Below are 21,760 nucleotides of genomic sequence, written 5' to 3' on the forward strand. Positions count from 1 at the left end.
CGACATCAGGTCCTGGGTCGCGAACTGGAATCAGGACCCCAAGCCCTACGTCTGGACCAAGACCGCCGACGACATCCTCGCGTCCATCGCCCGCTACTGCACCAGGATTAACGACTCACGACACTAGTCGGCGACGGCGAGGTTCGCGACGACCTTCGTCGGGCGCAGCCGCACCACGAGTTCGCCGGGGACGCCGTTGCGACGGCCGTACTCCTCCGCGCGGTCGGCGCCCATGTAGCGGGCACCGAGCGCGGTCGCGGTGCGAACCAGCTCCGCGGCGTCCTCGCTCGTCTCGGCCACACCTTGGACCTGCACGAACGCGTACGGCGGCTCCGCGACGTCGACGACCAGGGCCACCCGTGTGTCCCGCGCCAACGCCCGCCCCTTCGCCGTCGTGGCGCCGGTGTTGAACACGACCTCGCCGTCCTCGACGACGAACCACACCGGCGCCGCGAGGGGGCGGCCGTCGGTGGCGGTGAAGGCGAGGATGCCGGTGCGGGTGCCGGCGGAGAGGAAGTCGACGACCTCGGGGGTCAGTTCGGCGCTCATGCCCCGCGAAACCCCGCCGGTGCGGGATAGATTCCCGTCGTGCGGACGGTCTGCGGGTTCGGGCGCAAGGTGCAGGCGCTGTTCGAACGGACCCCGGTCGCGGGCGAGGGGGCCCGTCCCCTCGTGACGAGAGGTGTGCCGCTGCTCGGCACCGAGCCGGGCGACCAGGTCCGCGACGGGGTCCGGCTCGACCAGGTCGACGGCACGACGTGCGGCAGCGCCGTGCTCGTCGCGCTGTCGGCGTGGGCGTCGGCCGACGAGCTGGCCCGGCTCGACCCCGCTGGGCCCGACCCGTTCGTCGGCGGCATCCGGCAGGGCTTCGGCGCGCGCTACGACGCCCGGCAGAAACAGGTGCACCGCGAGACCAACCGGCTGTGGCCGCAGGCCCTCGGCACGACGCCGTGGGCGATGGTCCGCTGGCTCGGCCGCAACGTTCCGGGGGCCGGTCGGTACCGGGTCAGGCTCGTCGACGACAGCTCGGCGCAGGATGTGCGTCCGCTCGTCGCTGAGGTCGTCGCCGCGTTGGCCACCGGCAGGCCCGTTCCGCTGCTCGTCGGCACCGTGGTGCCCCGCCACTACTGCCTGGCGCTCGGGGTCCGCGACGACGGCGGCTGGAACGTCTACGAACCGACGTCGGGCCAGGTCAGGGCCCTGGATCCGAAGCTGATCGGGCGCCGCGCGCTCGCCCCGGTGCTGGGGTTCGACCACCTGCACGCCGTCCTGTTGCCCCGGGGTTGAGCCGCCGAAAACCGAATGCATGGGGCTCGTAGACTTGACAGCGTGACCGAGACCCTCCCACCGCGTACGTCCGAGCTGCCCGCCAAGTGGATCCCCGGCGAGGTAGAGGGCGGCATGTACCAGCGGTGGGTCGATCGGGGGTACTTCCAGGCCGACCCGTCGTCCGACCGGCCGCCCTACTGCATCGCGATCCCGCCGCCCAACGTCACGGGCAGCCTGCACCTGGGCCACGCGATGGACCACACCCTCATCGACATCCTCACCCGGCGCCGCCGCATGCAGGGCTACGACACCCTGTGGCTGCCCGGCATGGACCACGCGGGCATCGCGACGCAGAGCGTCGTCGAGCGCCGCCTGGCCGACGCGGGGGAGCCCACCCGTCGGGAGCTGGGACGCGAGGAGTTCGTCCGGCGCGTCTGGGAGTGGAAGGCCCAGTCCGGCGGCGCCATTCTGGGCCAGATGACGCGCCTGGGCGACGGCGTCGACTGGTCGCGCGAGCGCTTCACCCTCGACGAGGGCCTGTCGCGAGCGGTCCAGACCGTCTTCAAGCGGATGTTCGACGACGGCCTCATCTACCGGGCGGAGCGCCTGGTCAACTGGTCGCCCGCGCTGCAGAGCGCGATCAGCGACATCGAGGTCGACCACAAGGAGGTCGAGGGCGAGCTCGTCTCCATCCGCTACGGCGACGGCGACGACGCGGTCGTCGTCGCGACCACGCGGGTCGAGACGATGCTGGGCGACACGGCCGTCGCGGTCCACCCCGACGACGAGCGCTACGCCCACCTCGTCGGGCGCACCATCCGGATGCCCATCACCGGGCGTGACATCCCGGTCATCGCCGACCCCTACGTCGACCCGTCGTTCGGCACCGGCGCCCTGAAGATCACCCCGGCGCACGACCCGAACGACTTCGAGATGGGTCGCCGCCACGGCCTGCCGATGCCCACGATCATGGACGAGTCCGGCCGCATCGCGGGCTCGGGCACCCGGTTCGACGGCATGGACCGTTTCGAGGCGCGCGAGGCCGTCCGCGAGGAGCTGCGCGCGCAGGGCCGGATCGTCGCCGAGAAGCGCCCGTACCTGCACAGCGTCGGGCACGACTCGCGCACCGGCGTCGTCATCGAGCCGCGGCTCTCGCTGCAGTGGTTCGTCCGCGTCGAGGCCCTCGCGAAGGCAGCGGGCGACGCCGTCCGCAGCGGTGAGACCACGATCCACCCCGCCGACATGTCCGCCCGGTTCTTCGACTGGGTCGACAACATGCACGACTGGTGCATCTCCCGGCAGCTGTGGTGGGGCCACCGCATCCCCGTCTGGTACGGCCCCGACGGCGAGACGGTCTGCGTCGGCCCCGGTGACGAGGCCCCGACCGGCGAGGGCTGGCGGCAGGACGAGGACGTCCTCGACACCTGGTTCTCCTCGGGCCTGTGGCCGTTCTCCACACTCGGCTGGCCCGACAAGACCGAGGACCTCGAGCGCTACTACCCGACGTCCGCGCTGGTCACGGGCTACGACATCCTGTTCTTCTGGGTCGTCCGGATGATGATGTTCGGGACGTACGCGATGGGTGCGAGCCCGTTCCGGCACGTCTACCTGCACGGCCTGATCCGCGACGAGCACGGCCGCAAGATGTCGAAGTCCAAGGGCAACGTCATCGACCCGCTGGAGCTGATCGACGCCTACGGCGCCGACGCGCTGCGCTTCACCATCGCCCGCGGCTCCAACCCGGGCACCGACATGTCGCTGTCCGACGAGTGGGTCGCCGCGTCGCGCAACTTCACCACCAAGCTGTGGAACGCCACCCGGTTCGCGATCGCCAACGGGGCCGACGCCTCGGCGCCGCTGCCCGCGGCCGACGCGCTGACCGACGCCGACCGCTGGATCCTCGGCCGGCTGCGGCAGGTCCAGCAGCAGACCGACGCGCTGCTGGAGGACTTCCAGTTCGCCAAGGCCACCGAGGGGCTCTTCCACTTCACGTGGGACGAGCTGTGCGACTGGTACCTGGAACTGGCCAAGCCGCAGCTCGCCGACCCTGCCTCGGCCGGCTCGACGCGGGCCGTCCTCGGACACGTCCTCGACGCGTTGCTGCGCCTGCTGCACCCGATCGCGCCGTTCGTCACCGAGGCGCTGTGGACGGGCCTGACCGGCGGGGAGTCCGTCGTCGTCGCCGCCTGGCCCACCGACGCAGGCCTGGAGCCCGACCCGGCCGCCGGCGAGCGGGTCCTCGCCACCCAGCGCCTGATCACCGAGGTCCGCCGGTTCCGCACCGAGCAGGGCCTGCCCGACCGGCGTTCCGTCGCCGCCAAGCTCGGCGGCCTCGACGCCGCCGGTCTCGGCAGCCACGAGCGCGCGATCCGGTTCCTCACCCGCCTCGACGACCCGGGCGACGACTTCGCGCCGACGGCCACCGTCGAGATCGGCGACACCCACGTCGAGCTCGACACCTCGGGCGCGATCGACGTCGCCGCCGAACGGGGCCGGCTCGGCCGCGACCTCGCCGCCGCACAGAAGGAGCTCGAGGCCGCCGACAAGAAGCTCGGGAACCCCAAGTTCACCGAGAAGGCGCCCGCCGACATCGTCGAGGGCATCCGCGCCCGCCGTGAGGCGGCCGCGGCCGACATCGCGCGGGTCACCGCGCGGCTCGAGGCGCTGCCGGCATCGTGAACGACCACGATCCCGGGCACGAGGAGCTCCCCGAGGGCGAGGGCGGGGTCAGCACGCCCGAGGAGTCCGCACAGGACGCCGTGATCGCCCACGTCCTCGACGCGATCCGCGGCGGCGACACCCCCGACGTCGTACCCGCGGGATCGACCGTCGCGGGCTTCGCGGAGTTCCTCGCCGTCGAGGCGGTGCTCGACCAGCGCTGGCCCGAGACGGTCATGGAGCCCTCCCTCGACCGCATCGCCGCGCTCGTCGACGCACTCGGCAACCCGCAGCGCGGCTACCCCGTCGTGCACGTCACGGGCACCAACGGCAAGACCTCCGTCGCGCGCATGATCGACGCGATCCTGTCGGAGGTCGGGCTGCGCACCGGCCGCTACACCAGCCCGCACCTGCAGCGCGCCACCGAGCGGATCAACCTCGACAACCGGCCGATCACGGCCGAGGGCTACGTCGCCGCCTACAACGAGGTCGCGCCGTTCCTCGATCTCGTCGACGCCCGGCGCGCCGCCGACGAACCGGCCCTGTCGAAGTTCGAGGTGCTCACCGCGATGGCGTTCGCCGCCTTCGCCGACGCCCCCGTCGAGGCCGCCGTCGTCGAGGTCGGCCTCGGCGGACGCTGGGACGCCACCAACGTCGCCGACGGCACCGTCGCCGTGATCACCCCGATCGGCCTCGACCACGCCGAGTACCTCGGCACCGACATTCTGGGAATCGCCAGGGAGAAGGCCGGGATCATCAAGCCCGGGGCCGTCGCCGTGCTGGCCACGCAGGAGCGCGACGTCGCGGCCGTCCTGCTGGAGCGGGCCGTCGAGGTCGGGGCGCAGGTCGCCCGCGAAGGCGCCGAGTTCGGCGTGCGGGAACGTGAGATCGCGGTCGGCGGCCAGCGCCTGGAGCTGCAGGGACTGTCCGGCACCTACGACGACATCTTCCTGCCGCTGCACGGCGAGCACCAGGCCACCAACGCCGCTGTCGCGCTCGCGGCCGCCGAAGCGCTCATCGGGGCGGGGCCCTCGCAACCCCTCGACGCCGACGCCGTGCGCGCCGCGTTCGCGTCCGTGCGTACCCCGGGCCGGCTCGAACGGATGCGCAGCGAACCCGGCACCCCCACGGTCCTCATCGACGCCGCGCACAACCCCCACGGCGCCGGGGCGCTGGCCGCGTCGCTCACGTCGGAGTTCCGGTTCACCCGTCTCGTCGGCGTCGTCGGTGTCATGCGCGACAAGGACGCGCGCGGGTTGCTCCAGGAGCTCGAACCCGCGCTGCACGAGATCGTCGTGACGGCCGCCGACACCCCGCGTGCGATGAACCCCGACGATCTCGCCGCGATCGCCGTCGAGATCTTCGGCACCGAACGGGTCAGTGTCGAACCCGACCTGGGCCAGGCCATCGACGAGGCCGTCGAGCTCGCGGAGGAGGGCGGCGACTCCGGGGTCGGGGTCATCGTCACCGGCTCCGTGGTCACCGCCGGGCAGGCCCGCGCGATATTCGGACGGGAGCCCGAGTGAGCACCCCCGCCGTCCCACCCCCCGCGACCGACCCCATGAAGGGCATCCGCGGGGTCTTCGCCATGACCTTGATCCTCGAGGCCATCGTCGTGCTGCTCGCGATGCTGGTGCTGCCCAAGTTCGGCGAGGGCGCCACCACGGCGGGCGTCGTCTCGATGACCACGCTCGCCGTGCTCATGATCGTCGGGTCCGGGCTGCAGCGCCGCTCGTGGGGGCTCGCCTACGCGCTCGTGCTGCAGCTCGGGGTGTTCGCCTGCATCACGTTCGTCCCGGCCATGTGGGCGATCGGCATCATCTTCGTCATGGTGTGGGGCGGGCTGCTGCTCCTGCGCCGCGACGTCGCCCGCAAGATGGCGCGCGGCCAGCTGCCGTCCCAGCAGCGCTGACCCCGCGGCCGGGGCCGTCAGGAGGCGTCGTCCTCGCTGCACGTCTCGTGCCCCGGGCAGCTGCGCACCAGGTGCACCTCCGGAGGCGCCGTGATCGTCCGCGGCGCCGCGCCCCCACCCGGCCACCGCAGCGACACCACGATCGACGACGAGTTGTTCTCGTAGTCCTTCTCCAGGATCTCGCGGTCCGGGTTCACCGTGTTCACCAGCGTGTACGTCCCCGACGGCACCGCCGTCACGTCCAGCCACTGGAAGTCGACCGTGTAGTCGTAGTTGTCGCCGCTGCCCACCGAGATGCCCTCGGCCACGTCGAGCGCCTCCGGATGATGCATCCGGCAGTCGTTGGCCGCCAGCGCATCACCCAGCACCGCCTGCGGTGACCCGTCGTCGGCCGGGATGTGGGCGAGCGTGTCGGTCGTGACGATGTCGTAGCGGTCGCCGAGACAGAAGCCGTTCTTGCGGTCCGACACCACGGTGGCGCCGTCCTCGGCCACCAGCCGGAACCGGTCGAACGCCAGCAGGTGCCAGTGCTGGTGCATCGTCGCCGGCTCGTAGTACATCGACGCCCCCGCGATCGGCCGCTGCGCCGACGCGAACGACGCCGGCACCGGCTCGTCCTCGCCCGGCTGCAACGCCTGACGCACCGCCATCGTCGGTGTCGCCGTCGAGTCGCGGTGGCCGTAGATCAGCAGCGGACCGTCGCCCACGTTCTCCTCCGACGACGTGAACCGCAGCCGCACCTGCCGCATCGGCCCCGACGACACACACCGTGCATGCGGGTTCTGCGGATCCGCCACCGGGCACACGTCCCACGCCGTGCAACTGCCCGGCGCCACATCCGTCGCCGGGGCGCACCCCACCGCGGCCTGCGTCAGATCGGGCAGCAGCGGCGGATCGAGGTCCTGGCAGGCGGCGAGGACCGTCGTCGCCAGACCGACCACGACCGCCACCGCGAACGCCCGCCCCGGCCTGCCCCTCACACCGCGCCTCACATCGACGTCCAACGACCGGGCCGGTCCGCGGTGGTGGGGCCGAACAGGTGACGGGCCCGTACCGGGAGTCCGCGGGCCCGTCGATACGCTGAGCCGGTGACTGAACGCACCCTGGTCCTCGTCAAGCCCGACGGCGTCGAGCGCCGCCTCATCGGCGAGGTCGTCTCGCGCATCGAGCGCAAGGGCCTCACGCTCGTGGCGCTCGACCTGCGCACGGTCGACCGTGAGCTCGCCTCCCAGCACTACGCCGAGCACGACGGCAAGCCGTTCTTCGAGTCGCTGCTCGAGTTCATCACCTCCGGCCCGGTCCTCGCCGCCGTCGCGGAGGGCCCTCGCGCCATCGCCGCGTGGCGTCAGCTCGCCGGCGGCACCGACCCGGTGGACAAGGCCGCCCCCGGCAGCATCCGCGGCGACTTCGGCCTCGAGGTGCAGTACAACCTGGTCCACGGCTCCGACTCGCCCGAGTCGGCCGCCCGTGAGATCAAGCTGTGGTTCCCGAACCTCTGAGCTCGACCACGCGCGTCATCGCCGACCCGGGTGCCGAGCTCGCCGAGGCCTTCGCCTCGCTGTGGGTCGCGGTCACCCGGGACGGCGGCGCCGTCGGCTTCCCCGCCGACGCCCCCGAGGCCGACATCCGTGCCCTCGCCGCCCGCACCGTCGACGACGTCCGCGCCGGCACCCTGAGCATGCTCGTGGCGGGGGAGTCCTCCCGGTTGCTCGGCGTGGTGTTCCTGCGGCCCGGAGCCGGCCCCGTCGTCGCGCACCGGGCCGAGATGATCAGGCTGATGGTGCGCCCCGACGCCCGGGGCACGGGCCTCGCCACGATGCTGATCGACGCCGCGATCCGTCTCGCCGGCGACCTGGGCCTCGACCAGCTCCTCGCCTCGGCCCGCGGCGGCACCGGCCTGCCCGGCTTCTACGCCGCCCGGGGCTGGACCGAGGTCGGCTGCTTCCCCGCCGCCCTGCGTGTCGGCGACGAGCTCCGCGACGAGCACTGGCTCCAGTTCCGCATCCGCTGACGCCCGCGCGCAACCTCACTGCTGTCCGCGGCCGCGAGGACGACCGTGGGGTTGCGCGCGGGTCGGTCCCGGTGCGGCGGGAGCCCGCGTGCCGGCGGTCGAGTCCCGGCGCGACCGCACGTCCAGCCGGCGCCCGACCCCGACACCTGCGCGGCGACCGGGGAAGGCCCCGGCGCCGCGACGGCTCGGACGCCCGCGCAGACCCGGCCATCAGCGCGCGGCCCCTGCCACCACCGCTCGGCCTGCAGCGACCGCGCCGACCTGAGGCTGGTGCACCCCTTCCGGGCCCGCGCGCTTCGCCGTCGTCGCTCGAGCTCCGGGGTCGGCGCGTCGGCGGTACCTGGTTCCGGCCGGGTTCGGGCGCTGATCGCTGCGCGTCCTGTCGGTGCTGCGGGTTACGGTCAGGTCGTGTCCGACGCGCTCGTCCAGGCCCGGGGTCTGCGCAAGAGTTTCGGCGCGGTCGAGGCGGTCCGGGGGATCGACGTCGACGTGGCGCCCGGTGAGGTCTTCGGCTTCCTCGGCCCCAACGGGGCGGGGAAGTCGTCGACGATGCGGATGATCGCGTGCGTGTCGCCGCGCTCGGCGGGGACGCTGTCGGTGCTGGGGATGGACCCGGGTGTCGACGGGCCCCGCATCCGCGCCCGGATCGGTGTCGTCCCGCAGCTCGACAACCTCGATGCCGAGCTGTCGGTGCGGGAGAACCTGGAGATCTACGGCCGCTACTTCGGGCTGCCGCGCCGTCACGTGCGGGGCAAGGCGGCCGAGCTGTTGGAGTTCGCGCAGCTCACCGAGCGGGCGGGCGACACGGTCGAGGAACTGTCGGGCGGTATGAAGCGCCGGCTGACGATCGCCCGGTCGCTGGTGAACGACCCGGAGCTCCTGCTGCTCGACGAGCCGACCACGGGGCTCGATCCGCAGGCCCGGCACCTGCTGTGGGACAGGTTGTACCGGCTCAAGCGTGAGGGGGTCACGCAGATCGTCACCACGCACTACATGGACGAGGCCGAGCAGCTGTGCGACCGGCTCGTCGTCATGGACGGCGGGGTGATCGCGGCGGAGGGGTCCCCGGCGGAGCTGATCGGCCGCTACTCCACGCGCGAGGTGCTGGAGCTGCGGTTCGACCCGGAGCGCCGGCCCGCGGGCGCGGACCTGCAACGTCATGCCGACCGGGTGGAGGAGCTGCCCGACCGGTTCCTGCTCTACACCGCCGACGGCGAACGCACCCACAGTGACGTCGTGGGTGCGGGGTTCACGCCGCTGTCGTCGCTCGTGCGGCGCTCGTCGCTGGAGGACGTGTTCCTGCGGCTCACGGGCCGGACGTTGGTCGACTAATGGCGGCCCCCACGGTGACCGTGGCCCGCTCGACGGGCCGGGCCCCGACCGCGCTGGGCGGGGTCGGGCGGGTCGTCGAGCACCACTGGTGGTGGTACCGGCGCAACTGGCGGGCCACCGCGGTGTCGTCGATCCTGCAGCCGCTGCTGTTCCTGCTGGCGTTCGGTGTCGGGTTCGGCGCGCTCGTGGGCAGCGGGCCGCAGGCCGCGGCCGCGACGGGCGGGGTGCCGTACCTGGTGTGGCTGGCCCCGGCGCTGCTGGCCATGTCGGCGGCGCAGAGCGCGGCGTTCGACTCGACGTACCCGATCTTGTCGGGCTTCAAGTGGCAGCGCATCTACCTGGCGATGTCGGCGGGTCCGATCACCGGCGCGCAGGTCGGGCTGGGTGTGCTGGCGTGGACCGGGATCAAGATGCTCGGCTCCGGCGCGGTGTACGTGCTGGTCATAGCCGTGTTCGGCGGGGTGCGGGGGCCGGGGATCGTGGTGTCGCTGCTGGCGGCGCTGCTCACCGGGCTCGCGGTCGCGTCGCTGATCATGGCGTTCGCGGCCACCGTGGAGAACGAGGGCAACGCGTTCAGCGCGCTGTTCCGGTTCGTCGTCGTCCCGATGACGTTGTTCTCCGGCACGTTCTTCCCGGTCGACCGGCTGCCCGAATGGGTCCGGCCCGTCGTGTGGGTGTCGCCGCTGTGGCACGGGACGGAGGTGGCCCGGGGCGCCGCGCTGGGCACGTGGCAGCTGCTGCCGACGCTGGGGCATCTCGCGGCGCTGCTGGGGCTGCTGGTCGTCGGGGGGCTGCTGCTGGTACGGCTGTTCAGCCGGAGGCTGGCCCGATGAGCACGCCACCGGCTCCGGCGGTGCCGTCGGTGTGGCGGCTGCTGCCCGCGGGCGGCTACGCCGGCCGTGCCCGGATGATGATGGTGCGCTCGGCCACCGCGTCGCGACGGACCTGGCTGGCGTTCCTGTCCGGCTTCTTCGAGCCGCTGTTCTACCTGCTCGCGATGGGGACGGGGCTGGGCTCGCTGGTCGGCGACCTGCCGGGGCCGGACGGGCAGCCGATCTCGTACGCGGCGTTCATCGCGCCGGGGCTGCTGGCGGCGTCGGCGATGAACGGTGCGGTGTTCGACTCGACGTACAACGTGTTCTTCAAGCTGCACTACGCGCGGCTCTACGACTCGATGCTCGCGACGCCGCTCGGCCCGGTCGACGTGGCGCTGGGCGAGATCGGCTGGGCGTTGTTGCGCGGAGGGCTCTATGCGACGGCGTTCCTGTCCGTCATGGCGGGCTTCGGGCTGATCGCGTCACCGTGGGCGCTGCTCGCGTTGCCCGCGGCGTTGCTGGTCGCGTTCGCGTTCGCGGCGATCGGGATGGCGGCCACGTCGTTCATGCGGTCGTGGCAGGACTTCGACCTGGTCACCCTCGTGGTGCTGCCGATGTTCCTGTTCTCGACGACGTTCTACCCGCTCTCGGTCTATCCGCGGTGGCTGCAGATCGTGGTGGAGTGCCTGCCGCTCTACCACGCGGTCGAGCTGATGCGGGGGCTGACGACGGGGATCGTCGGACCGGGCCTGCTCGGGCACCTGGGGTACTTCGTGGCGATGGCGATCGTCGGCATCGTGATCGCGGCACGGCGTCTCGACACGTTGCTGCTGCGCTGAAGGCCTGGTCGGTGGCCCTGACGATCACCCGAAGAGCTTAACTACCGACTGTTTGATAGCCACTAGGTTCGGGGCGGAACGACAGACCGGGACCCGGAGGCTCCGATGACCACGTTCGTCCTCGTGCACGGTGGCTGGCACGGCGCCTGGTGCTGGCAGCGGGTCGCGCAGCGGCTGCGTGCCGACGGCCATGACGTGCACACCCCGGACCTGGCCGGGCACGGCGACGACCACCACCGCAACGCCGCCGACGTCAACCTGACGACGCACATCGCCGGCGTCGTCAACCTGCTGCGCAGCCACGACCTGACCGATGTCGTGCTCGCGGGCCACTCCTACGGCGGCAACGTCATCACCGGCGTGGCCGACGCCGAGCCGGGGCGGGTCTCCCGGCTCGTCTACCTCGACGGGCACGTCCCGGCCGACGGCCAGAGCTGCTGGGACCTGGCGCCGGAGTTCCGCGACTTCTTCGTCGAGGGCGCGGCCGCCGGCGGCGGGGTATGGGTGCCGCCGATCCCGGCGGCGATGTTCAACGTCAACGAGGCCGACCGGAAGATGGTCGACGACCTGTGCCGGCCGATGCCGATCGCCGCGCTCCTGGAACGTATCCGGCTCACCGGCGCGGGCGCGGGCATCCCGCGGACGTTCGTGTGGACCAGCGGCTGGGCGCCGAACCCGTTCCTGCAGTTCCGTGACGCGAACGCGGACGACCCGCTGTGGACGATCGTCGAGGCGCCCACCGGTCACGACGTGATGCTCGACGACCCCGACCTGACGGCCCGCCTGCTCGCCGGCACGCCCTGATCGACCGGTCTGGCGTCGCACGGTTCGCTCGCCCGGCCCGGGAGCCTGCCGCCCGGGAGCCGGCCGCCCGGATGCAGGCGCCCGGATGCAGGCGCCCGGATGTCGGCGGCCCGGATGTCGGCGGCCCGGTTGTCGGCGTCCGCGTGGAGGGCCCGCGCCCACGCCTGCTCCGGCCCCCCGCGCGCAACCTCACGGTCGTCGGGCGAGCGCGGCACGACCGTGAGGTTGCGCGCGGGGAGGGCGGGGGTTCGGCGGGCCGGGGCGGCGGGGAGGGCCGGGGTTCGGCCGGCCGGGCAGGGCCGGGACGTGTCGGGGGGAGGGTTCAGGTTCGGCGGGCCAGCGCGTCGGGGGTGGCGATGCCGCGGATGGCCATGGCGGCCATCTCGGCCCCGATCTGCTCGGGGGTAAAGGTGCCGCCAGGGCGGAACCAGCGGTAGACCCAGTTCGTCGAGCCGAGGATCGAGAGGGCGGCGAGGCGGGGGTCGAGGTCGGCGCGGACCTCGCCTGCGGCCTGGCCCTGCTCGACGAGGTCGCGGAAGACGCCCTGGTAGGCGTGCTCGGTGCCGAGGATCTCCTGGCGCCGTTCGACGGGCAGGGCGGACAGCTCGTGCAGGAACACGGCGGTGGGGACGAGGTTGCGGCAGGTGTGCTCGACGTGGCCGAGGATGACGCTCTCCAGTTTGTCGAGCGGTCCGCCGGGCACGTCGGCGCGGCCGCGGACGACCTCGAGGCCCAGTTTGTGGACGGCACTGATGACGTCGAAGAGCAGGTCTTCCTTGGACTGGATGTAGTAGTAGAGGCTGCCCTTGAGCATGCCGAGGCGGTCGGCGATGTCCTGCAGCGAGGCGCCGTCGTAGCCTTTCTCGTAGAAGACCTGGGTGGCGACCTCGATGAGCTCGGCCCAGCGTTCCTCGCGAGGCTTGCGCTCACCCCCGGAGCGCCGCGCGCTCCGTCCTGCCGGCTGTCGCACCCGGGTCCCCTTTCACAGGCTGAGAATCCCGCCACTCTACCGTTTGGTAGGTACAGTGCCGATCACAGCCGGGTTGCCGCGTCGAGCCGGACCACCTCACCGTTGAGCAACTCGTTCTCCATGAACGACGCGACGAGCGCGGCGAAGTCGGACGGCCTGCCCAGGCGTTTGGGGAACACGTGCAGGTCGGTGAGCGCGGCGCGGCGCTTCTCGTCGACGCCGGCGAGCATGCCGGTGTCCATGATCCCGGGGCAGACGGTCATCACACGGATGCCCCAGATCGCGAGGTCGCGGGCCAGCGGCAGGGTCAGGGCCACGAGCGCGCCCTTCGACGCCGAGTAGGCGGCCTGCCCGGCCTGTCCTTCCAGCGCGGCGGCGGAGGAGACGTTGACGACCAGTCCACGCCCGCCGTCCGGGCCGGGGTCGTTGCGGGACATGGCGGCGACGGCGTGGCGCAGCACGTCGAAGGCGCCGACGAGGTTGATGTCGACGGTGCGCCGGAACATGTCGAGCGGGTGCAGCTCGCCCTTGCGGGAGAGCACGCGCGCGGCGGGGCTGATGCCGGCGGCGTTGACGCACACGTCGATGCGTCCGAAGTGCTCGGCGACCGAGACGACGGACCGCTCGACCTGATCGGCGAGCGCGACGTCGACGGGGCAGAAGACGGCGGCGTCGCCCAGCTCGTCGGCGAGCGCGGCACCGGCCGACGACGGCAGGTCCAGGATCCCGACCCGGCCGCCGCGCTCGACCAGCATCCGGGCCGTGCCCGCGCCGAGGCCGGACGCGCCGCCGGTGACGAGCCCGACGGCGCCCTCGATCCGCATCCCGTGCTCCTATCGGATGTTCGCGCCGGCGTCGACGGGCAGCGTCACGCCGGTGATGTAGCGGGCCTCGTCGCTGGCGAGGAACAGCACGGCGTTGGCGATGTCGATCGGCTCCACCCAGGGGACGTCCATCGCGTTGAGCGAGGTGAACCCGGCCATCGCCTTCTCCTGCGTGGGTTCGGGGTCGCCGGGCGCGAACATGCCCCACGTCCCGGGGTTCTGGATCATGTGGGTGTCGACGTTGGTGGGGTGGACGGTGTTGACGCGGATGCGCTCGTGGGCGAGCTCGTTGGCCATCGTGCGCATGAGGCCGACGATGCCGTGTTTGGCCGCGACGTAGTGCGCGACCTGCATGATGCCCTTGAGGCCGCCGATGGAGCTGGTGAAGATCATCGAGCCGCCGCCGCGGGCGCGCAGGTGCGGCAGGGTCGCGGTGGCGGTGTGCCAGACGCCGGTGAGGTTGACGTCCAGCATCTGCTGCCACATCTCCTCGGTGAGCTCCCACGACATTCCGTAGGTCGCGATGCCGGCGTTGGCGACGACGATGTCGATCCCGCCGAGCTCGGCCGCACCGTCGTCGGCCGCGGCCTTCAGGTCCTCGACGGAGCGGACGTCGGCGATGCGGGCCACGGCACGCCGGCCCGTCTTCTCGACCGCGGCGACGGTCTCGTCGAGGTCCTCCGGCGTCGCCAGGGGATACATGTCGACGGTGGACAGCGGTGCGCAGGCGTCGACGAGGACGACGTCGGCGCCCTCCTCGGCCAGCCGCACCGCGTGGCAGCGGCCCTGGCCGCGCGCCGCACCGGTGATCAACGCGACCTTGCCCTCGACGCGTCCTGTCATGTGGTGTCTCCTGCCGATCGGGGTCAGACGGACCGGTCGCGCTCGGCCCAGAACGGCCGGCGCAGCTCGCGTTTGAGGATCTTCCCGGTGGGGGCCTTGGGCAGGGCGTCGACGAACTCAACCGACCGCGGCTTCTGGTACGACGCCAGGTGGTTGCGGGCGGTGTCGATGATCTCGGCCTCGGTCGCCGAGGTCTCGGGCTTGAGGACGACGAACGCCTTGACCGACTCGCCCCATTCGTCGTCGGGGACGCCGATGACCGCGCACTCCAGGACGGCCGGGTGGCGGTTGACGGCCTCCTCGACCTGGATCGAGTAGATGTTCTCCCCGCCGGAGATGATCATGTCCTTGGCGCGGTCGACGATGAACACGTAGGACTCGGAGTCCCAGGTGGCGACGTCGCCCGTCCACATCCAGCCGTTGCGCAGCGTGGCGGCGGTGAGGTCGGGCCGGTTGAGGTAGCCGAGCATGTTCGCCTCGGACCGGATGACGATCTCGCCCGCGGTCCTGCCGTCGCGGGGAACCTCGTTGCCGTCGGGGTCGACGACCCGGACCTCGGTGACGAAACCCTCGCGGCCGCAGGACATCAGGCGCTCCGGGTGCACGCCACGGACGGCGTCGAGGTGGTCCTCCTGGGACAGGAAGCACATCGTCGTGCCCTCGGTCTGGCCGTAGCCCTGGATGAGGGTGCACGGGAAGTTGTCCAGTGCCGCCTTGACCACCGACGAGGGCATCGGCCCGCCGCCGTACTGGATGTTGCGCAGCGACGAGATGTCGTAGTTCGAGAACCCGGGGACGGCCATCATCCAGTTCAGCATCGTGGTGATGCCGAGGAAGGCCGAGACCTTCTCCTCCTGGATCAGCTCCAGCGCGGTCGTCGCGTCGAAGTTCATCAGCACCAGCGGGCAGCCGTGGCGCATGTAGTTCATCGAGAGCACGACCGGGATGTGGTACATCTGCCCGGTCAGCATGTAGACGTCGGTGGCGACGATCCGTTCCGCGACGGTCTGGTTGAGCATCCCGAAGGACGCGCTGGTGTGCGAGTGCAGGGCGCCCTTGGACTCGCCGGTGGTGCCGCCGGTGTAGAGGATGAAGAACGGGTCGGCGTCGCCCGTGGTCGCGGAGCGCTCGGGCTCCTCGTCGGAGGAGCGGGCGATCAGGTCCTCGTAGCTGCCGTCGCCGCCGGCGCCGTACTGCAGCCAGGTCGGGACGTCGACGGCGCTCTGCAGCTCCTTGGCGGTGTCGAGCCATTCGTCGGAGACGACCAGGGCGCGCGGGGAGGCGTCGGCGACGATCTTCGCGAGCTCGCCGACGCCGAGCCGCCAGCTCAGCGGCTGCGCGACCAGACCGGCGCGGCCCGCGGCGTAGTAGAGCTCCTGGTACTCGATGGAGTTCTTGGCCAGGATCGCGACGCGGTCGCCCTTGGCCAGGCCGAGCCCGCCGTCACCGGTTCCGGCGAGGCCGTTGGCGAGGCGGCGGACCCGCTCGTCGAGGGTCTTCCAGTCCGTCCGGCGGCCGCTGGGGGCGTCGACGATCGCATCCCGCGACGGTGTCAGCGCCGCCCATTTCTGCGGAATCCGTCCGATGTTGACCATGACTTCTCCGCGGCGGTCAGTAGGGCAGGTCGAGGTAGATGTGGCGGGAGGCGATGAGCCAGGAGTCGCCGTCGCGGACCAGGTCGTCGCGGTACCAGCCGCTGGACAGGACCTTGAGTGCGCCGTTCTCGATGGAGAGCAGCGTGAGGTTGCTCGTGGTGGAGGCGCTGTCCGCGGTCTCGGCGGTGACCACGATGTTGGAGAGGTTGTGCCGCCGCTGGTCGGTCTGTGCGGCGAGCGAGTCGGCGTGCAGCGCGCGGATGGCCTCGCGCCCCTCGAACGGGCCGATCGGGGCACCGTCGCGACCGATCTGCATGGTCATCGTGGCGGTCTCGGTGAACTGGGCCGCGATGAGGTCGACGTCGTTCTCGTCGTAGCCCCAGGACGCGCGACCCAGGGTGTTCTCGATCTCCGCGCGTGCGGTCATTGCGCTCCCTCTCAGGCGGTCGGGGTGAACGTCAGGCGCAGCGACTGCGGCGCCCGGGTGAAGACGCCCTGCTCCGGCGGCGGTGCACCGTCGGCGAACCGGATGTCGTCCATCGCGTCGAGCAGCTGGGAGATGCCGATCTCGAGCTCGGTGCGGGCCAGCATCGCACCGACGCAGAAGTGCCGGCCGAGCGCGAAGGCCGTGTGGTTCGCACCGGCGGTGTAGGCCCGTGTCAGGTCGAGGTCGGGGCGGTGGATGTCGAAGGTGTCGGGATCGGCGTACTGCTCGGGATCGCGGTTCGCGGCGCCGATCAGGCAGGTGACCGTCCGACCGGCCTCGACCGTCCCGCCCGACAGCTCGACGTCCTCCGCGGGCTGGCGCATGATCATGTGTACCGGCGGGGTGAGCCGCAGGGTCTCGGCGAATGCCGCCGGGACGAGGCTGCGGTCCTCGCGGACCGCGTGCAGCTGATCGGGGTGGGACACGAGGTTGCGCATCACGCTGGTGATCGCCTTGTCGGTGGTCTCGCCCCCGGCGACCAGCAGCAGGCTGCAGAACGCCTTGATCTCCTGTTCGGTCATCACGACGCCGTCGATCTCCGCGGTGCACAGCACCGAGAGCAGGTCGTCGCCGGGGTTGCGCCTGCGTTCGGCGACGATGGGGAGCAGGTACTCCTCGAGCTCGGCCTTGGTCGCCAACCCGGCCCGGGTGACCTCCTCGTCGCCTGCCAGGTTGGCGAGGAACGCCATGATCGCGGTGTACCAGCGGTGGAAGAGCGCGTGGTCGCTCGTCGGCAGCCCGAGCATGTCGACGATGACGTTGATCGGGAACCTCGTGGCGTACTCGGCCACGAGGTCGACCTCGCCGGTCGTGCGGAAGGCCTCGATGAGGCTCGCGGAGTTGCGGGCGATGACGGGTACGAACTTCTCCGCGAGGTCCTTGCCGCGGAACGCCGACGCCACGAGGTTGCGCTTGGTCGAGTGCTCGCGCCCGTCCATCTGCAGGATCGTGCGGCCGTGCACGGGTTCGAGCTGCCAGTCGTAGTTGCGGCTGGTGAACACCGGTTCCTTGAACGCGCGCGTGACGTCGCGGTACCGGCTGATCACGTAGGAGCTGGTCGGCTCGTGCCAGATCAGCGGGTGCGACTCGCGTAGCACGCGATAGGCGGAGTACGGGTCCTCCGCGAACTCGGGGGAGAGGATGTCCGGCGCGGTGGCAGCGTTCAAGGCGGGCTCCCAAGACCTGAGGCGACGTTGTCTACCGGTCGTTTGGTGGAGGCGACGCTAGCACCGTGATCCGGCTGTGACAACTCCCACAGGGGACCTGGCGCGGCCGGACCTGACGGCGGACGTCGTGGGTGTCGAACCAGGTGCAGACGCGCACGATCAGGCCGTCCACGACGTCGAACACGTCGAGCGCCTCGAACGCGACGGAACGCCCGTCGGTCAGGCGGCCGCGGAAGGCGATGTCGCAGACGACCGCCCCTGGAGCCTCGATCCAGCGCGTCACCCGGTCGTCGTGCTCGACGTAGTTCGCCAGCAACGCGGGGAAGTGGTCGAGCGCGGCGTCGCGCCCGTGGACCGGCTCCGCGCCGACCGTGTGGATCTCCACGTCCGGCGCGAAGACGTCGGCCAGATCGTCGAACCGGTCGGCGTTGATCGCCGCGAAGTAGCCCTCGACGACCGCCCGGCTCATGCGTCGAGCAGCTTCTTCAGCTCCGCCATCGCCGTGAACGACCACCGGGCGAGCGACGGGTCGCCGAACGCGGTGATGTTCCACATGACGAGGTGCTCCAGGCCCGCCTCGCGGTACTCGTAGAGCTGCTCGGCGACCTCGGCCGGGGTGCCGCAGAACGCGTAGTGCCGCACCACCTCCGGCGGGATGGCGTCGATGATCCGCAACGACTCGGCGCGGGGGATCGTCGTCGGGATGAAGTCGTGGAAGCCCGAGCCACCTTGGAGCGGCGGTTCGACGCCGAGGTCGCGGAACACCTGCGAGGGCAGCAGCACGCACAGCGCCCGCACCAGCGGCGCCTCGGTGAGGCGGCGGACCGCCTCGGCGTCGGGGCCCATCAGGACGTAGCCGAGCATCCCGGGGGTGATGCGGTCCGGGTCGCGGCCGGCGTCCTGCGCGGACTGGCGGATCGTCGTCAACGACTTCGCGTAGTCCGGGGCGGTCATCTTGGTCGGCAGCCAGCCGTCGGCCTTCTCGCCGGTGAGCCGCAGCATCCGGGGCCCGTGCGCGGCCGTCCAGATCTCGGGGGGCGTGTCGCCGTAGGGACGCAGGCCCAGGACCGCCCGGTCGAGCGTGTGGAACGTGCCCTGGTAGTCCACCGGGCCCTCGGAGGACCAGAGCAGCCGCATGACGTCGATGCCCTCGGAGAGCTTCGCGACCGGCTTCTCGAACGACATCCCGTACGGCGTGACGTTGAGTCTCTCGCCGGTGCCGAGCCCGATGATCGCCCGGCCCCGCGTGACGTGGTCGAGCGTCAGTGCCGTTGCCGCGGCCATCGAGGGGTCGCGCCGGATCAGGTCGGTGACGGCCACGCCGACCCTGATCCGCTCGGTCTGGGCGCCGACGACACCCATCATGATCATCGGGTCGAAGTAGGTGTGCGGGTTGGCCTGGACCTTCGCGAGCGGTGTCAGGTCCTCGGTCCACATCGTGTCGGGGTGCCAGCCCATGAGGTGGTCGGGCCACCACACGGCGTCGTAGCCGTCGGCCTCGCTGCGCTGCGCGAACCGCACCGCCGCGTCGGCGGGCGGCATGATCTGGCCGGGCACGCCCAGCTGCAGCCGCTTCATCAGTAGCGCCACCCGTCGCCGAAGGTCGGGATCCGTCCACCCAGGTAGTCCTCGACGCAGGTGAGCGCCGCGCGGGCCGCCCGGTCGGTGCCGATGCCGCGGCTGCGGAACGTCTCGCTGGCGAACCACAGCCCTTCGACGTTGGGTGCCCGCCAGTGCGGCCGGTACTTGCCGACGAGTCCTGGCATCTGGATCACCCCGAAGCTCGGCTCGAACACCAGGTGCCGACGACGCCAGATCGGGTTCGCCATCCCCGGCCACATGGTCTCGACGTCGCGCTCGAAGGCGTCCATCGTGGCCCGGCACCACTCGCGGTCGCGGCCCTTGGCGCCGGGGATGATCGCGCCCATCACGTGCAGGTGCGTCCCGGGCGGGGAGCACGAGGGGTCCATCGCGGACTGGTCGAACATGAACCCGGAGCTGCTCGTCGACGGCGTCGCGGTCCACGTCGCCAGCTCGCGCGGGTCGAACTGCGTGACCGGCTCCTCGGTGGCGATGTAGAGGCCCAGCCACGCGATCCGGAACTTGTCCTGGGCGAGGAACTCGATCTGGGAGGCGTACCACTCGGGCAACGCGCTGCGCGGCACCACGTTCAGCACGTTCCACACCGGCAGCGTCGAGATGACGGCCGGTGCCTCGAGGATCTCCTCCTCGTAGAACTCGTTGGGCAGGATCCGCGGCTCGCGCCCGATCGCGACGCCCTTCACCGCACCGTTCTCGATGACGACGCGTTCGACGTTCGTCCCCAGCCGCAGCTCGCCGCCGTGGGTGGTGATCGCGTCGGCGAGGTCGCGCCAGATGCCGTCCCAGCCCTGGCCGGGCCAGCACGAGTAGGCAGCGGTGTTGCGCTCCTCGAAGTGCATCTTGCGGACGTAGAGGTTGTCGCTCGCGGAGTGGTCGTACCAGTTCTCGGTCATGCACTCGAGTACGGAGATGAACTCGAAGAGGTCGACGACGCCCTGGTCGTCGGTGTACTGGTGGATCCACTCGCGCAGCGACCGGTCGTCCCAGTCGTCGAGGGCCTCGTACGGTGTCTCGACGAGCGCCTTGATGACCTTCTTCAGCTCGGTGCGGTCGGTGTAGCGGTCGCGGATCGAGGTCCAGCCCTTGCCGTTCTCCCAGATCGGCATGTCGTTGCTGACCTCGCCGTGGACCAGCTCCTTGCCGACGTGCTCGAAGACCTTGGTGATGCCCGAGCCGCCGTCCTCGATGAGGTGCCCGCCGAGGTTGACGGTGAAGCCCTCGTCCGGGACGGCCATGGCGCGCCCACCCAGGTGCGGGCTGCGGTCGAGGACGACGACGCGTTTGCCCTCCTTGGCCAGCAGTGCGCCCGCGGAGAGGCCGGCGGCCCCGGCTCCGATGACCACGACGTCGTAGCTCGGCATGACACCTCTCTCTACCAACCGACCGTTTGACGGTCTCACAGCCCGTCGATAGCGTCAATCCGGCGCGGACGTCGACGTGAGGATGGGGCCGTGGGAACTGTTCTGGTGGTGGGTGGCACCGGCCCGACGGGCCCCCCGATCGTCGACGGGCTCGTCGCCCGCGGGCACGACGTCACGGTCTTCCACACCGGACGCCACGAGATCGACGGCGCCCCCGACGTCCCGCACCTGCACGGCAGCCCGTTCCAGGCGGAGGGCATCGCCGACACGCTGGGGCGACGGACCTTCGACACGGTCGTCGCCACCTACGGGCGGGTGCGGCTGCTCGCGTCGCACCTCGCCGGGCGGTGCGGGCACTTCGTCGCCGTCGGCGGGGTGCCGGTGTACGCGGGGTACGTCGACCCGTCGTCCCGGTTCCCGCACGGCCTCGCCCTGCCCGTCCGCGAGGACCACCCGCTCGTCGCACCCGACGCCCCGCGCTCCGCCGGGTACGACGTCGCCCCCATCCGCCGCACCGAGGACCTGGTGTTCTCGCTGGCCGAGCAGGGCGCGTTCGGGGCCACCTACCTGCGCTACCCGACGATCTACGGCCCCCGCAACCCGTACGCCTGGGAGTGGAACGTCGTCCGCCGGGTGCTCGACGGCCGCCGTACCGTCGTCCTCGCCGACGGCGGCCACGGCATCCACACGCGCATGGCCGTCCGCAACGCCGCCGAGGCCGTCCTGCTCGCCGTCGACCGGCCCGAGGTGGCGAGCGGCAAGGCCTACAACGTCGCCGACGACTCGCTGGTGACCTTCCGGCAGTGGGTGCAGCTGGTGGCCGAGGCCGCGGGCGGCGAGCTGGAGATCCGTTCGTTACCCCACGAGCTGCCCAGCCCGGGATGGGCGATGTCGGCGTTCGGTGGCCGGGAGGTGGCCACCTGCGTGCTGGACACGTCGACCCTGCGCCGCGACCTCGGCTACCGCGACGTCGTCGGCCTGCGCGAGGGCCTGGCCGAGACCGTCGCGTGGATGCTCGCCAACGAGGACCTGATGCGCCGCACCGGAACCACCGACCCGTTCGACTACGCGGCCGAGGACGCCCTGCTCGCCGCCTACGACGACGCCCTGGCCGGCCTGTCGGGCGTGGCCGAGCCCTTCCGCACGGGCATCGGCCGCATGAAGGTCCCCCAGACGGCGAAAGGCTCGCGCTGAGCCCCGACCCCCCTCCGGGTGATCATCGAAACCGGTGCACGAGCGACGCATCCGTCGCTCGTGCACCGGGAACGGTGT

22 protein-coding genes and 1 pseudogene are annotated in these 21,760 nt (G+C 71.6%); 12 read left to right on the forward strand and 11 right to left on the reverse strand.

Annotated features, from left to right (window positions below):
• A pseudogene (locus AB7F12_RS10465) lies at positions 1-127 on the forward strand (IS630 family transposase); the annotation flags it as partial.
• Here the strand turns inward: AB7F12_RS10465 and AB7F12_RS10470 are convergent.
• Positions 124-549 (reverse strand): PPOX class F420-dependent oxidoreductase, encoded by a 426-nt coding sequence (locus AB7F12_RS10470; RefSeq protein WP_428517911.1) that lies wholly within the window; start codon positions 547-549, stop codon positions 124-126. The pseudogene AB7F12_RS10465 and the gene AB7F12_RS10470 overlap by 4 nt on opposite strands.
• Before the next feature lie 39 nt (positions 550-588).
• On the opposite strand from AB7F12_RS10470, the gene AB7F12_RS10475 reads away from it, so the two are divergent.
• Genes AB7F12_RS10475 through AB7F12_RS10490 form a run of 4 tightly spaced genes read left to right on the forward strand, consistent with a single transcriptional unit; the run spans position 589 to position 5,839 of the window.
• Complete coding sequence (locus tag AB7F12_RS10475) at positions 589-1,287, forward strand: hypothetical protein (RefSeq protein ID WP_428517913.1); 699 nt, start codon at positions 589-591, stop codon at positions 1,285-1,287.
• 42 nt (positions 1,288-1,329) lie between these two features.
• Positions 1,330-3,948, forward strand: coding sequence for a valine--tRNA ligase (locus AB7F12_RS10480; RefSeq protein ID WP_428497865.1), 2,619 nt, complete (start codon positions 1,330-1,332; stop codon positions 3,946-3,948).
• Positions 3,945-5,453 (forward strand): bifunctional folylpolyglutamate synthase/dihydrofolate synthase, encoded by a 1,509-nt coding sequence (locus AB7F12_RS10485; RefSeq protein ID WP_428497864.1) that lies wholly within the window; start codon positions 3,945-3,947, stop codon positions 5,451-5,453. Before AB7F12_RS10480 ends, AB7F12_RS10485 begins: the two co-directional genes overlap by 4 nt.
• Positions 5,450-5,839, forward strand: a complete 390-nt coding sequence (locus AB7F12_RS10490; RefSeq protein ID WP_428497863.1) for a DUF4233 domain-containing protein — start codon at positions 5,450-5,452, stop codon at positions 5,837-5,839. The genes AB7F12_RS10485 and AB7F12_RS10490 overlap by 4 nt, the downstream gene beginning before the upstream one ends.
• Positions 5,840-5,856: 17 nt before the next feature.
• On the opposite strand, the gene AB7F12_RS10495 is transcribed toward AB7F12_RS10490, so the two are convergent.
• Positions 5,857-6,819, reverse strand: a complete 963-nt coding sequence (locus tag AB7F12_RS10495) for a lysyl oxidase family protein (protein ID WP_428516975.1) — start codon at positions 6,817-6,819, stop codon at positions 5,857-5,859.
• Positions 6,820-6,927: 108 nt separating this feature from the next.
• Here AB7F12_RS10495 and ndk point away from each other — a divergent pair, with 108 nt between their 5' ends.
• From ndk to AB7F12_RS10525, 6 genes are all read left to right on the forward strand, one after another.
• Positions 6,928-7,338, forward strand: a complete 411-nt coding sequence (ndk, locus tag AB7F12_RS10500) for a nucleoside-diphosphate kinase (RefSeq protein ID WP_428497861.1) — start codon at positions 6,928-6,930, stop codon at positions 7,336-7,338.
• Positions 7,320-7,850, forward strand: a complete 531-nt coding sequence (locus tag AB7F12_RS10505) for an N-acetyltransferase family protein (RefSeq protein ID WP_428497860.1) — start codon at positions 7,320-7,322, stop codon at positions 7,848-7,850. The genes ndk and AB7F12_RS10505 overlap by 19 nt, the downstream gene beginning before the upstream one ends.
• 408 nt (positions 7,851-8,258) lie before the next feature.
• The gene (locus tag AB7F12_RS10510) at positions 8,259-9,182 is read left to right on the forward strand and encodes an ABC transporter ATP-binding protein (RefSeq protein ID WP_428497859.1); all 924 of its coding nucleotides are present in this window, start codon (positions 8,259-8,261) and stop codon (positions 9,180-9,182) included.
• A complete protein-coding gene (locus AB7F12_RS10515) occupies positions 9,182-10,015 on the forward strand; it encodes an ABC transporter permease (RefSeq protein ID WP_428497858.1) in 834 nt (277 codons plus the stop codon). Before AB7F12_RS10510 ends, AB7F12_RS10515 begins: the two co-directional genes overlap by 1 nt.
• Positions 10,012-10,836 (forward strand): ABC transporter permease, encoded by an 825-nt coding sequence (locus tag AB7F12_RS10520; RefSeq protein ID WP_428516973.1) that lies wholly within the window; start codon positions 10,012-10,014, stop codon positions 10,834-10,836. The genes AB7F12_RS10515 and AB7F12_RS10520 overlap by 4 nt, the downstream gene beginning before the upstream one ends.
• A gap of 105 nt (positions 10,837-10,941) precedes the next feature.
• Positions 10,942-11,640, forward strand: a complete 699-nt coding sequence (locus AB7F12_RS10525; protein ID WP_428497856.1) for an alpha/beta fold hydrolase — start codon at positions 10,942-10,944, stop codon at positions 11,638-11,640.
• 322 nt (positions 11,641-11,962) lie between these two features.
• Here AB7F12_RS10525 and AB7F12_RS10530 read toward each other — a convergent pair whose 3' ends face one another.
• The 9 genes from AB7F12_RS10530 to AB7F12_RS10570 all read right to left on the reverse strand — a co-directional run bounded on the left by AB7F12_RS10530 (position 11,963) and on the right by AB7F12_RS10570 (position 20,488).
• Positions 11,963-12,610: a TetR/AcrR family transcriptional regulator gene (locus AB7F12_RS10530; RefSeq protein WP_428497855.1), complete on the reverse strand. Its 648-nt coding sequence runs from the start codon at positions 12,608-12,610 to the stop codon at positions 11,963-11,965.
• 62 nt (positions 12,611-12,672) lie between these two features.
• Positions 12,673-13,434: an SDR family NAD(P)-dependent oxidoreductase gene (locus AB7F12_RS10535; RefSeq protein ID WP_428497854.1), complete on the reverse strand. Its 762-nt coding sequence runs from the start codon at positions 13,432-13,434 to the stop codon at positions 12,673-12,675.
• Between the two features lie 9 nt (positions 13,435-13,443).
• On the reverse strand, positions 13,444-14,277 hold the full coding sequence (locus tag AB7F12_RS10540) for a mycofactocin-coupled SDR family oxidoreductase (RefSeq protein ID WP_428497853.1): 834 nt from the start codon (positions 14,275-14,277) through the stop codon (positions 13,444-13,446).
• A gap of 23 nt (positions 14,278-14,300) precedes the next feature.
• A complete protein-coding gene (locus tag AB7F12_RS10545; RefSeq protein WP_428497852.1) occupies positions 14,301-15,872 on the reverse strand; it encodes a class I adenylate-forming enzyme family protein in 1,572 nt (523 codons plus the stop codon).
• Between the two features lie 16 nt (positions 15,873-15,888).
• Complete coding sequence (locus AB7F12_RS10550) at positions 15,889-16,299, reverse strand: nuclear transport factor 2 family protein (RefSeq protein ID WP_428497851.1); 411 nt, start codon at positions 16,297-16,299, stop codon at positions 15,889-15,891.
• A gap of 11 nt (positions 16,300-16,310) precedes the next feature.
• Positions 16,311-17,525 (reverse strand): cytochrome P450, encoded by a 1,215-nt coding sequence (locus tag AB7F12_RS10555; RefSeq protein ID WP_428497850.1) that lies wholly within the window; start codon positions 17,523-17,525, stop codon positions 16,311-16,313.
• A 31-nt stretch (positions 17,526-17,556) separates the two neighbouring features.
• Positions 17,557-17,994 carry a nuclear transport factor 2 family protein gene (locus tag AB7F12_RS10560; RefSeq protein WP_428497849.1) on the reverse strand — a complete coding sequence of 146 codons (438 nt, stop codon included), beginning with the start codon at positions 17,992-17,994 and terminating at the stop codon, positions 17,557-17,559.
• Positions 17,991-19,103, reverse strand: coding sequence for an LLM class flavin-dependent oxidoreductase (locus tag AB7F12_RS10565; protein ID WP_428497848.1), 1,113 nt, complete (start codon positions 19,101-19,103; stop codon positions 17,991-17,993). Before AB7F12_RS10565 ends, AB7F12_RS10560 begins: the two co-directional genes overlap by 4 nt.
• Positions 19,103-20,488, reverse strand: a complete 1,386-nt coding sequence (locus AB7F12_RS10570; RefSeq protein WP_428497847.1) for a phytoene desaturase family protein — start codon at positions 20,486-20,488, stop codon at positions 19,103-19,105. Before AB7F12_RS10570 ends, AB7F12_RS10565 begins: the two co-directional genes overlap by 1 nt.
• 90 nt (positions 20,489-20,578) lie before the next feature.
• Here AB7F12_RS10570 and AB7F12_RS10575 point away from each other — a divergent pair, with 90 nt between their 5' ends.
• Positions 20,579-21,682: an NAD-dependent epimerase/dehydratase family protein gene (locus AB7F12_RS10575; protein ID WP_428497846.1), complete on the forward strand. Its 1,104-nt coding sequence runs from the start codon at positions 20,579-20,581 to the stop codon at positions 21,680-21,682.
• Positions 21,683-21,760: the final 78 nt, after the last annotated feature.

Origin of the sequence: Pseudonocardia sp. (genome assembly GCF_050250275.1) — a bacterium.
Lineage (GTDB): Bacteria > Actinomycetota > Actinomycetes > Mycobacteriales > Pseudonocardiaceae > Pseudonocardia.